This window comes from Nocardioides ungokensis (assembly GCF_013466985.1).
GTDB classification, from domain to species: domain Bacteria; phylum Actinomycetota; class Actinomycetes; order Propionibacteriales; family Nocardioidaceae; genus Nocardioides; species Nocardioides ungokensis.
The window spans coordinates 1-12,131 of record NZ_CP059164.1 but is presented as its reverse complement, the minus strand read 5'-3'; the positions used below and the strand labels follow the sequence as shown (position 1 = coordinate 12,131).

Annotated in this window: 8 protein-coding genes and 1 tRNA gene; all 9 read right to left on the bottom strand. The window is 70.2% G+C overall.

Annotated features, from left to right (window positions below; translation table 11 throughout):
- Window positions 1–20: 20 nt before the first annotated feature.
- The 9 genes from H0S67_RS00045 to dnaA all read right to left on the bottom strand — a co-directional run bounded on the left by H0S67_RS00045 (window position 21) and on the right by dnaA (window position 12,032).
- Window positions 21–97 (bottom strand) — tRNA-Ile (locus tag H0S67_RS00045).
- Window positions 98–221: 124 nt separating this feature from the next.
- A complete protein-coding gene (locus H0S67_RS00040) occupies window positions 222–788 on the bottom strand; it encodes a DUF3566 domain-containing protein (protein WP_180934941.1) in 567 nt (188 codons plus the stop codon).
- Window positions 788–3,514, bottom strand: coding sequence for a DNA gyrase subunit A (gene gyrA / locus H0S67_RS00035; RefSeq protein ID WP_180934940.1), 2,727 nt, complete (start codon window positions 3,512–3,514; stop codon window positions 788–790). The genes H0S67_RS00040 and gyrA overlap by 1 nt, the downstream gene beginning before the upstream one ends.
- Window positions 3,515–3,578: 64 nt before the next feature.
- Window positions 3,579–5,756: a DNA topoisomerase (ATP-hydrolyzing) subunit B gene (gene gyrB / locus H0S67_RS00030; RefSeq protein ID WP_180934939.1), complete on the bottom strand. Its 2,178-nt coding sequence runs from the start codon at window positions 5,754–5,756 to the stop codon at window positions 3,579–3,581.
- A gap of 268 nt (window positions 5,757–6,024) precedes the next feature.
- A complete protein-coding gene (locus H0S67_RS00025; RefSeq protein WP_180934938.1) occupies window positions 6,025–6,648 on the bottom strand; it encodes a DciA family protein in 624 nt (207 codons plus the stop codon).
- Entirely contained in the window at window positions 6,638–7,828 is a 1,191-nt protein-coding gene (gene recF, locus H0S67_RS00020) for a DNA replication/repair protein RecF (protein ID WP_180934937.1), read from the bottom strand. Before recF ends, H0S67_RS00025 begins: the two co-directional genes overlap by 11 nt.
- Window positions 7,829–7,837: 9 nt before the next feature.
- On the bottom strand, window positions 7,838–8,761 hold the full coding sequence (gene gnd / locus H0S67_RS00015; RefSeq protein ID WP_180934936.1) for a phosphogluconate dehydrogenase (NAD(+)-dependent, decarboxylating): 924 nt from the start codon (window positions 8,759–8,761) through the stop codon (window positions 7,838–7,840).
- Window positions 8,762–8,887: 126 nt separating this feature from the next.
- Window positions 8,888–10,027, bottom strand: coding sequence for a DNA polymerase III subunit beta (dnaN, locus tag H0S67_RS00010; protein WP_180934935.1), 1,140 nt, complete (start codon window positions 10,025–10,027; stop codon window positions 8,888–8,890).
- Window positions 10,028–10,586: 559 nt separating this feature from the next.
- The gene (gene dnaA, locus H0S67_RS00005; protein ID WP_180934934.1) at window positions 10,587–12,032 is read right to left on the bottom strand and encodes a chromosomal replication initiator protein DnaA; all 1,446 of its coding nucleotides are present in this window, start codon (window positions 12,030–12,032) and stop codon (window positions 10,587–10,589) included.
- Window positions 12,033–12,131: the final 99 nt, after the last annotated feature.

The window sequence follows — 12,131 nt, the reverse complement described above, 5'->3', positions numbered from 1 at the left end:
CGCGGTGCGTCGAGCTGTGCTGGTGGGCCTAACAGGACTTGAACCTGTGACCTCTTCCTTATCAGGGAAGCGCTCTAACCGTCTGAGCTATAGGCCCGGGTCTGGACCAGGCAGAGCCTGCGCCAGGGGGGTGGTCGGCCAGCGACCGAGGGGGACATTACCCCACGGCGAAGCGGCCGGACAAAACGGGATCAGCACCCCCGCGAAGGGCGCCGGGGACCTCAGCGCTCGTCCTCCGCGAGGGTGACCTCGATGCCGCCGAGCAGCGCCGCGGCCATGTTGTAGAGGAACGCTCCCAGCGTCGCGATCGCCGTGAGCAGCAGCACGTCGACGACCGCCACGACCATCGTGAAGCCGAGGACCCGCGAGGTGCCGAGGTAGTTCTGCACGTCGAAGCCCGAGGAGTCCTGGCCGCCGACGACGTCCTGGACGGTCTGGTTGATCGAGTCCCAGACGCCGGCGGCGCCGAGCACCGACCAGACCATCAGCACCGACACGACCGTCACGACACCGAAGGCGATCGAGAGCAGGAACGCAGTCTTCATCACCGACCACGGGTCGACCCGGCTCAGCCGCAGCCGTGCCCGACGCGGGGGACGCCCGCCGGCCGCGGCCTTCTTGACCGCGGCGCGCGAGTCGGGGTTGGCATTGGCGCGGTGCTCGTCGGCCGCGTTGCCCAGCTTGGCCGAGATCCGCTCGCCGATGGGAGTCCGGGCCGCGGTCCCCTCGTCGCGGGGCCGTTCACGGGCAGTGCGGGTGGAGGTTCGCTCGACGGGTCGTTCCGTCATCAGTCCTCACTCTCCCCAGTCTCGTCGGGGGCATCAGTCTCGGAGCCGGTCGTCTCGGCCCCGGTGGTCTCGGAGGCGGACCCGTCGATTGTTGCATCCGCGTCCACATGCGCCGATTCCTCGGCCGCCTCGGCGACCTCCTCCTCGTCGCGTGCTTCGACCGATCGGGCCACGACGGCGACCGCGTCGCCGGACTTCGGCGTCACGAACTTCACACCCATCGTGGAGCGCCCGGTGGCCCGGAAGTGCTCGTTGATCGGGCTGCGCACGACCTGCCCGGCCTGGGTGATCGAGAGGATCTCGTCACCCTCCTCGACGATGAACGCGCCGACCAGGCCACCGCGGCCCTCGTTGGCCAGCGACATGGCCTTGATGCCGAGCCCGCCGCGGGACTGGAGCCGGTACTCCGAGATCCGGGTGCGCTTGGCGAAGCCACCGTCGGTGATGGTGAAGACGTACTGCTCCTTGACGTCCGGCAGGTCGCCCGGAGCGGTCGACTCGCCCGCAGCCTGGGCACGCGCCTCGGCGGCCTCCTCGGCCGCCACCTGCTCGGCCCGGATGACCGAGAGCGAGAGGAGTGAGTCGCCGTCGCGGAACTTCATCCCCGAGACGCCCGACGTGGCCCGGCCCATCGGACGCAGCTGGCTGTCGTCGGCGCGGAAACGGATCGCCTGGCCCTTGCGGGAGACCAGCAGGATGTCGTCCTCGGCGTTGACCAGCTCGGCGCCGATCAGCTCGTCGTCGTCCTCGCGGAAGTTGATCGCGATGACGCCGGCCTGGCGGGGGCTGTTGTAGTCGCCGAGGCGGGTCTTCTTCACCAGCCCGCTACGGGTGGCCAGCACGAGGTACGGCGCCTGGTCGTAGTCGCGGATCGCGAGCACCTGGGCGATGTTCTCGTCCGGCTGGAAGCTGAGCAGCCCGGCGACGTGGCCGCCCTTCGCGTCGCGCGAGGCCTCCGGCAGGTTGTAGGCCTTGGTGCGGTAGACCCGGCCGGCGGTGGTGAAGAACAGCAGCCAGTGGTGGTTGGTCGTGGAGATGAAGTGCTCGACGACGTCGTCGCCGCGCAGCGTGGCTCCGCGGACGCCCTTGCCGCCACGCTTCTGGGTGCGGTACTGGTCGGCGCGGGTCCGCTTGGCGTAGCCGCCGCGGGTGATCGAGACGACCAGGTCCTCGTCGGGGATCAGGTCCTCCATGGAGAGGTCCCCGTCGGCCGCGATGATCTGGGTGCGGCGGTCGTCGCCGTACTTCTCGACGACGGCGGAGAGCTCGTCGGCGATGATCTGACGCTGGCGCGACTGGTTGGCCAGGATGTCCTGCAGGTCGGCGATCTCGAGCTCGATCTCGGCGAGCTGGTCCACGATCTTCTGGCGCTCGAGGGCGGCCAGGCGGCGCAGCTGCATGTCGAGGATCGCGTTGGCCTGGATCTCGTCGATCTCGAGCAGCTCGATCAGCCCGCGGCGGGCGTCGTCGACCTCGGGGGAGCGGCGGATCAGCGCGATGACCTCGTCGAGGGCGTCGAGCGCCTTGACCAGGCCGCGCAGGACGTGGGCGCGACGCTCGGCCTCGGCGAGGCGGAAGCGGGTACGACGCTGGATGACCTCGATCTGGTGGGTGACCCAGTTGGAGATGAACTGGTCGATGGTCAGGGTGCGCGGCACGCCGTCGACCAGGGCCAGCATGTTGGCGCTGAAGTTGGTCTGCAGCTCGGTGTGCTTGAGCAGGTTGTTGAGGACGACCCGGGCGACGGCGTCGCGGCGGAGCACCACGACGAGGCGCTGGCCGGTCCGGCCGGAGGAGTCGTCGCGGACGTCGGCGATGCCCTGGACCTTGCCGGAGTCGGCGAGCTCGGCGATCTTCAGCGCCAGGTTGTCCGGGTTGACCATGTAGGGCAGCTCGGAGATCACCAGGCAGGTGCGGCCCTTGTTGTCCTCGTCGATCTCGATCACCGCGCGCTGGGTGACCGAGCCACGTCCGGTGCGGTAGGCCTGCTCGATGCCCTGGCGGCCGACGATCATCGCGCCGTTGGGGAAGTCGGGGCCCTTGATGCGCTCGACCAGCGCGTCCTGAAGCTCCTCGCGGCTGGCGTCGGGGTGCTCGAGCGCCCAGGTGGCGCCCTCGGCGACCTCGCGCAGGTTGTGCGGCGGGATGTTGGTGGCCATGCCGACCGCGATGCCGGCCGAGCCGTTGACCAGCAGGTTGGGGTAGCGCGACGGCAGCACCGTCGGCTCCTGCGAGCGACCGTCGTAGTTGGGCTGGAAGTCGACGGTGTCCTGCTCGATGTCGCGGACCATCTCCAGCGCCAGCGGCGCCATCCGGCACTCGGTGTACCGCATGGCGGCAGCGGAGTCGTTGCCCGGCGAGCCGAAGTTCCCCTGGCCGTGGATCAGCGGGGCCCGCATCACCCACGGCTGCGCCAGGCGGACCAGGGTGTCGTAGATCGCCGAGTCGCCGTGGGGGTGGTACTGACCCATCACGTCACCGACGACGCGCGAGCACTTGGAGAAGCCGCGGTCGGGGCGGTACCCGCCGTCGTACATGGCGTAGAGCACCCGGCGGTGCACGGGCTTGAGGCCGTCGCGCACGTCGGGCAGCGCGCGCCCGACGATGACCGCCATCGCGTAGTCGATGTAGGCCCGCTGCATCGAGGTCTGCAGCTCGATGGGCTCGATACGGCCGCCCGGGCCGTCGCCGGTGCCGCCGGTGTTGTCCGTGGGGGTCTCAGTCACGTCTCTGGGCTTCTCTCAGGCTCTCTGGTGGGTTCTACTCGAATCTAGGAATTTCGCTAGACACCTAGATATCGAGGAATCGCACGTCCTTGGCGTTGCGCTGGATGAACGAGCGGCGCTGCTCGACGTCCTCGCCCATGAGGATCGAGAACACCTCGTCCGCCTGGGCCGCGTCGTCGAGGGTCACCTGGAGCATCAGGCGCTGCTGGGGGTTCATCGTCGTCTCCCACAGCTCCTCGGCGTTCATCTCGCCCAGACCCTTGTAGCGCTGGACCGGGTTCTCCTTGGGCAGCTTCTTGCCCTGCTCGAGCCCGTCGCGCATCAGTGCGTCGCGCTCCGCGTCGGAGTAGACGAACTCGTGCTCGGCCGGCTTGTTCCAGCGGATCCGGTAGAGGGGCGGCTGGGCCATGTAGACGTAGCCGTGCTCGATCAGCGGCTTCATGAACCGGAACAGGAGCGTCAGCAGCAGGGTGTTGATGTGGTGGCCGTCGACGTCGGCGTCGGCCATCAGCACGACCTTGTGATAGCGCAGCTTGTCCAGGTTGAACTCCTCCTGGATGCCCGTGCCGAGCGCCGAGATGATCGCCTGCACCTCCTGGTTGCCCAGGACCTTGTCGATGCGGGCCTTCTCGACGTTGAGGATCTTGCCGCGGATCGGCAGGATCGCCTGGACCCGCGGGTCGCGGCCCTGCCGGGCCGAGCCGCCGGCCGAGTCGCCCTCGACGATGAAGACCTCGCACTCGCCCGGGTTGGTCGACTGGCAGTCCGACAGCTTGCCGGGCAGTCCACCGCCACCGAGCAGGCCCTTGCGGTTGCGGGCCAGGTCGCGGGCCTTGCGGGCCGCGAGCCGGGCCTGGGCCGCGGCCTGCGACTTGCGGACGATGTCGCGTCCCTCGGCGGGGTTCTTCTCGAACCAGTCGCCGAGCTGGTCGTTCATGATCCGCTGCACGAAGCCCTTGGCCTCGGTGTTGCCGAGCTTGGTCTTGGTCTGCCCCTCGAACTGGGGCTCGCCGAGCTTGACCGAGATGATCGCGGTCAGGCCCTCGCGGATGTCGTCACCCGAGACGCGGTCCTCGGGCTTCTTCATCAGGCCCCACTCGAAGCCCCAGTTGTTGACCAGTCCGGTCAGGGCCGCGCGGAAGCCCTCCTCGTGGGTGCCGCCCTCGTGGGTGTTGATCGTGTTGGCGAAGGTGTGCACCGACTCCGAGAAGGTGGTGTTCCACTGCATGGCCACCTCGAGGCTCATGTGGTTCTCCACCGAGTCGGGCGTCTCGGCCTCGAACGCGATGATCGAGGGGTTGGCGACCTGCTTGCGCCGGTTGAGGTGCTCCACGTAGTCGACGAGGCCGCGGTCGTACTTGAACACGCGCTCGAGGCCTCCGGCCTCGCCCTTGCGGATCGCGTCGGCGCCGGCCTGGTCGACCTCGTCGGCGATGGTGTCGTCCTGGACGGCCTCGAGCACCTCTTCCGCCTCGGGCCGCTCGTCGCGCACGACGATCTCGAGGCCCTTGTTGAGGAAGGCGTACTCGCGGAACCGGCTGGTGATCGTCTCGAGGGAGTACTCGGTCGTCTCGAAGATCTCGGGGGAGGCCCAGTAGGTGACCGTGGTGCCGGTGCGCTCGTCGGGCTCCATCGGGCGGACCTGCTCGAGGTCGCCGTCGGGGACGCCGATGGTGAAGCTCTGGCGCCACAGGTGGCCGCGGTTCTTGACCTCGACGATGAGGTGGCTCGACAGGGCGTTCACCACCGAGACACCGACGCCGTGCAGGCCGCCGGACACCTTGTAGCCGCCGCCACCGAACTTGCCGCCGGCGTGCAGCATCGTCAGCGCCATCGTCACCGCGGGCATCTCCTGCCCGGGCGCGGTGTCGGTCGGGATGCCGCGGCCGTTGTCCTCGACGCGGATCGCACCGTCGGCCTGCAGGGTGACCACGATCCGGTCGCAGTAGCCGGCCAGCGCCTCGTCGACCGCGTTGTCCACGATCTCCCAGATCAGGTGGTGCAGGCCGCGCACACCGGTCGAGCCGATGTACATGCCGGGACGCTTGCGGACCGCCTCGAGGCCCTCGAGGACCTGGATCGCGGAGGCGTCGTACGACGTGCCGTCGGGGGGTGCGGTGCCCCGGAGTGCTGGGGGGACGGGAGCGTCGGTTGCTGCTTCGACGGTGCTCTCGGTCCCGTCCTCGACGGGGCTCTCGACGTGCTGTTCGTCGGTCACACACACCTCTTCACGAATGGCCATCCCGCGCGGTGCGCAGGTGGCGATGACACACAGAAGGCCGCCGCAGCGAAGGAGCCGGCGACCCTTGAGCCATGATACCGGCCACAGCGCCTTATGCCACGTACCGACCCTCAGGCTGGGGGTGACGGCGGGCAAAAGATGCCCCTGAGCGGCTCGTGAGGGCCTCTCATGCGCCCGTGGAGGGGTGCGGATGGGTCCCCATACATCGACGGGGCTCCCAGATCGTCTCGTGGCGACGCCTCGGAGACGGGTCGGCGAGCGGGCGACCTCAGCCGTAGGTGTCCCGGGGGCCGCGCCCGTCCCGGGCCGAGCGGGGGCCCTTCTTCCACGTGGGCAGGTGCGGCCCGAGCACGTCGATCAGGGCCACGGTTCCGTGCCCGAGCTCCTGGTTGAGGCGGCGCACGATCGTGGGAGCGAGCAGGCGCAGCTGGGTGGCCCACGCCGTGGAGTCGGTGCGCACCACGAGCTTGCCGTCGGCGAACGACTCGGGCGTGCAGTGCTGCGCCACGTCCGCGCCGACCAGCTCCTGCCAGCGGCCGAAGACGCCGTGGACGCGCAGGTCGACGTCCCAGCCGTGGTCGTCGACCAGCCTGTTCACCACGCTGTCGAGCAGCTGCGGGTCCCTGTCGTCGGGGTGCGCGCCGGACACCCGCGACGACGTCGGCCGCCGGGGCCGCTTGCCGCTTCGGCCGCGGGCGGGCAGCCCGCCCGCCCGCGCGGTCGCCCGGGTCAGCGCCCGGGCGAGGTCCAGGCCGTCGTCGTGGTGGTCGAGGTCGGCCCGGTCGGCTTCGGCCTGGTCGGCTTCGGCCTGGTCGGCGGCCGGCTCGTCCGGGGCCGTCTCGGGCAGCACCCTCTCGCCGGGGGAGTCGGGGAGCTCGGAGTCACCGCTCATCGTCGGCTGCCCTGCGGACCTCGCCGTTCGCGACCACGAAGCGCGCCCCCGCCAGCGCCGGCGGCACGTCGGCCCCCACCGCCGCGGTGACCAGCACCTGCTCGGCCCCGGCGACCAGGTCGGCGAGCTGGGCCCGGCGTTCGCTGTCCAGCTCGGCGAACACGTCGTCGAGGATGAGGATGGGGTCGTCCCCGTCGGCCCGGAGCAGGTCGTACGACGCCAGTCGCAGCGCGAGCGCGAAGGACCACGACTCACCGTGCGAGGCGTAGCCCTTGACCGGCAGCCGGGTGCCCCCGGTCTCCGCGGCCCCCTGGCCCAGGGTGAGCACCAGGTCGTCGCGGTGCGGCCCCACCAGCGAGACGCCGCGGTCGAGCTCGTCGCCGCGGCGCCGCTCCACCTCGGCGAGCAGCGCGTCGGTGAGCCTCGCGCGGTCCGGTGCCCCGTGCTCGCCGGGGGAGGGCAGCTCGAAGGACGGCTTGTAGGCGATCTCGGCGTCGTCGCGCGAGGCGCCCCGGGCCACGGTCTCGTAGGCCTTGCCGACGTAGGGACGCAGGGCCTCGGTCAGCGCGAGCCGCTCGCCGAGCAGCTCCGCGCCGGTGCGGGCCAGGTGGGCGTCCCACACCCCGAGCGTGGCGAGCGCCGACTCCTGTGACGAGCTGCCGCGGCGGGCGGCGCCGGCCGTCTTCAGCAGCGAGTTCCGCTGCCGCAGCACGCGGTCGTAGTCCGCGCGGACGCCGGCGAGGCGGGGGGAGCGCAGCACCAGCAGGTCGTCGAGGAAGCGGCGCCGGTCCGAGGGGTCACCCTTGACCAGGGTGAGGTCCTCGGGGGAGAACACCACTGTCCGCACCAGGCCGACCAGCTCGCGGGCGCGGGGGAGCGGCGACTTGTTGACCCGGGCCCGGTTCGAGCGGCCGGGGTTGAGCTCCACCTCGAGCACCGCCGTACGTCCGTCCCGGACGACCGCGGCGCGCACCACGGCCTGCTCGGCACCGGCCCGGACCAGCGGCGCATCGGTCGCGACCCGGTGCGAGGAGAGCCGGGAGAGGTAGTCGATCGCCTCCACCAGGTTGGTCTTGCCCTGCCCGTTGCGACCGATGAACGCGGTGACACCCGGCTCGAGCCGGACGTCGGCGGCGGCGTACGAACGGAAGTCGTGCAGGACGAGGTGGGAGACGTACAACGAGCTCCCCTAGTCACCCGGGGAGTCGCCGGCGCCCGCGTCGCCGCCGGCCGGCGGCGCGGTGCGGGTCGCGTGGCCGCCGAACTGGTTGCGCATGGCGGCGATCGCCTTCATGGCGGGGCTCTCGTCCTGGCGCGAGGCGAAGCGCGCGAAGAGCGACGCGGTGATCACGTTGAGCGGGACGGCGTTGTCGATCGCGGCCTCGACGGTCCAGCGGCCCTCACCGGAGTCCTCGGCGTAGCCGGCGAGCTTGTCGAGGTGGGTGTCCTCGCGCAGCGCGGCGACGAGGAGGTCGAGGAGCCAGGAGCGGATGACGGTGCCCTCGCGCCAGGAGTCGAAGACGTCCACGACGTTGTCGACCAGGTCGACCTTCTCGAGCAGCTCGAAGCCCTCCGCGTAGGCCTGCATGATGGCGTACTCGATGCCGTTGTGGACCATCTTGGCGAAGTGGCCGGCGCCCGGCGCCGTGCCGGCGTGGACGAAGCCGGAGTCGCCCTCGGGCTTGAGCGCGTCGAAGGCCGGCTGGACCTTGGCGACGTCCTCGTCGGAGCCGCCGCACATGAGCGCGTAGCCGTTCTTCAGGCCCCAGACCCCGCCGGAGACGCCGCAGTCGACGAAGCCGACACCCTTGCCCGAGAGCAGCTCGGCGTTCGCCTGGTCGTCGGTCCAGCGGGAGTTGCCGCCGTCGACGACGAGGTCACCCTCGCCGAGCAGGTCGCCGAGCGCCGCGATGGTCTCGCGCGTCGGGTCGCCGGCCGGGACCATGACCCACACCACCCGGGGCGAGGGCAGCTGCGCCACCATCTCCTCCAGGCTGGCGACGTCGGCCACGTCCGCGTTGCGGTCGTACCCCACGACGGTGTGCCCGGCCTCGCGCAGGCGGGTGCGCATGTTCCCGCCCATCTTGCCGAGCCCAACAAGTCCAAGTTCCATGCGAAGAGCCTAAGGGTCGATGGTGAGCGGCGGTCGGCGCCCGTCTGGCAAGGCCGAGGAGCGAAGGCGGCCCGGGTTTGGCCGTCGAGCGACGAGAACGCCGCCAGGCGGGATGCCGGGCGGCGCTCAGGAGAGCAGGCGCCGCGGCATCAGCAGGTAGCGGAACGGCGACGCCTCGGCGTCGTCACCCACCGAGCCGCTGAGCACCACGGGCTTCGAGGCCTGCGTGAACGCGAGCTCCACCACGGGCTGGTCGATCGCGCCGAGGCCGTCGAGCAGGAACTGCGGGTTGAAGCCCGTGGTGATGTCCTCGCCGTCGATGGTCGCCTCGATCGACTCCGAGGCCTGCGCCTCGTCGCCCGATCCGGCGTCGAGCGTCAGCACCCCGTCGCTGAAGGCAAGCTGGACCGCGGTGTTGCGCTCGGCCACGAGCGAGACGCGCTTGACCGACTCGATGAGCGCCGCCTTGTCGACCTTGGCGACGGTCTGGTGCTCGTGGGGGAAGAGGCTGCGCACCTTGGGGAACTCGCCGTCGAGGAGGCGGGTCGTGGTGCGTCGTACGCCGCCGGGCGCGGCGCCCTCGAAGCCGATGATGCCCTCGCCGGTGCCGGAGGCGGCCAGGGCGATGGTCACCTCGCTGCCGGCGGTGAGCGACTTGGCGGTGTCACCGAGGACCTTGGCGGGCACCAGCGCAGCCAGGGACTCGTCGGGGGTCCGCGGGTCCCAGCCGAGCTCACGGTGGGAGAGCCGGAAGCGGTCGGTGGCGAGCAGCGAGATGGTCGAGCCCTCGATCTCGATGCGGACACCGGTCAGCACCGGGAGCATGTCGTCGCGGCCGGCCGCGGTCACGGCCTGGGCAACGGCATGGGCGAACTGGTCGCTCTGCACCGTGCCCGTGGCGGCCGGCATCTCGGGAAGCGTGGGGTAGTCGTCGACCGGCATCGTCTGCAGGCTGAACCGGGCGGAGCCGCAGGTCAGCGAGACGCGGGAGCCGTCCAGCACCATCTCGACCGGCTTGGCGGGCAGGCTGCGGCAGATGTCGGCGAGCAGGCGGCCGCTGACCAGGGCCCGGCCCTCGTCGCTGACCTCGGCCTTGAGGGTCGCCCGGGCGGAGGTCTCGTAGTCGAAGGTCGACAGGACGAGACCCTCGTCACTGGCATCGATGAGCAGTCCGGCCAGCACCGGCACGCTCGGACGGACCGGGAGGCTGCGGGCAGCCCAGGCAACGGCATCGGCGAGCACGTCGCGATCGACGCGGAACTTCACGGTGAGTGTTCCTTCGGGTCGGTGAATCACAACGCGGTGCGTCGTGGGGGCCAGGTCTGGGAGGTGAATCCTGCCATGCGCCGACGTCGCGCGGGAGGTTCGGTGTGGTTTGCCCCGTTCGGAGGAAGTGTCGGAGCGGGTCGGGCCGGGGGTTTGTCCCCAGGTCGGGGCCCGAATGGATGTTTACGGAGGATCGATCTGTCTGGAGGTACGTGGGAGTCACAGCATTGGTGGAAACTGTGGAGAACTCCCGTTCGTGCAGGTCAGCGGCCGAATTTCCGTGCACAGGGGGTGTGCAGTCGGCAGGGTACGAATGACACGTTCATGTGGATCGGGCGACGGCCGTCGAGTTCGCCGGCTCAGTTCTCCACAGCCACTCCCGAGAGCGACCCTCCCGACGCACATTTCCTCCACAGGGCCGGGGAAGTCGTTCGAGGACGAAAAATGGCTCGTCAGAAACCGAAATGAGAGCGACGCCCGGCATGGTGCCGGGCGTCGCGGGGGGCTCAGGGCCCCCAGATTCGTTTCTGGTGAGCCATTTCGACGGAATCTGGTCGGATCAGGACTGGCGGGCCTGCAGCTTGATCCGGTTGGTGAGCTCGGAGACCTGGTTGAAGACCGCGCGGCGCTCGGCGAGCAGCTGGTTGATCTTGCGGTCGGCGTACATCACGGTCGTGTGGTCGCGGTTGCCGAACTGGGCGCCGATCTTGGGCAGCGAGAGGTCGGTGAGCTCGCGGCACAGGTACATCGCGATCTGGCGCGCCATCACCAGGTGCCGGCCGCGGCTGGGGCCGGTGAGCTCCTCGATCGCGAGGCCGAAGTAGGCCGCGGTCTGGGCGATGATGAGCGCCGCGGTGATCTCGGGCTCACCGCCCTCGGGGATCAGGTCCTTCAGCACGATCTCGGCCAGGGTCATGTCGACCTCCTGGCGGTTGAGGTTGGCGAAGGCCGTGACCCGGATCAGCGCCCCCTCGAGCTCGCGGATGTTGGTCTGGATCTTGGAGGCGATGAACTCCAGCACGTCCGGCGGCGCGGTCAGCCGGTCCATCGCCGCCTTCTTGCGCAGGATCGCGATGCGGGTCTCGAGGTCCGGGGGCTGGACGTCGGTGATCAGCCCCCACTCGAAGCGGTTGCGCAGCCGGTCCTCGAGCGCCTCGAGGCGCTTGGGCGCGCGGTCGGAGGTGAGCACGATCTGCTTGTTGGCGTTGTGGAGCGTGTTGAAGGTGTGGAAGAACTCCTCCTGGGTCTGGGTCTTCCCCTCCAGGAACTGGATGTCGTCGATCAGCAGCACGTCGACATCGCGGTACCGGCGCTTGAACCGGTCCTGCCGGTCGTCGCGGATCGCGTTGATGAACTCGTTGGTGAACTCCTCGCTCGACACGTAGCGCACCTTGGCCCCGCTGTAGAGGCTGCGCACGTAGTGGCCGATCGCGTGGAGCAGGTGGGTCTTGCCCAGCCCGGAGTCGCCGTAGACGAGCAGCGGGTTGTACGCCTTGCCCGGGGCCTCGGCGACGGCGACGGCCGCGGCGTGCGGGAACCGGTTGGACGAGCCGATGACGAAGGTCTCGAAGGTGTACTTGGGGTTGAGCCGGGTCTCGAGGGCCGTCGGGCGCGGGAGCGAGTCGACCGGATCGGCCGTCGGGCGGGGCTGCTGGATCGGGACGGGCGGCTCGACCACATTTGTCGACATGTCGATCTCTCGACTTGTCACTGTGTCGACAGGTTCGGGTGCGCTCTCGACGTGGGCCTGCTCGTCGAGCTGCGCATTGACCGTGACCGCGATCCGGATCTCGCGGCCGAACGCGACGGTCAGCGCGTCCTCGAGCTGGCCACGCAGCCGGCCCTCGAGCTGGGTTCGGGTGAAGTCGTTGGGCACCGCGATGATCGCGGTGCTCTCGTGCAGCGTGACCGGCTCGCTGGCGCGGAGCCAGGCGCGCTGGTTGGGCTGCAGGTCGTCGACGACGCCTCGCCAGGCGACATTGAGGTCCGAGGTGCTCTGCTCCACGGGGTTCCCGCCTCGCTTCCGGTGGTCGTGCGCGGTCGTCGAAGCCCCATCGTCGCTGCCCGGTCGGCCCGCTCGCAGCGGAACCGGGCATCACTCTGG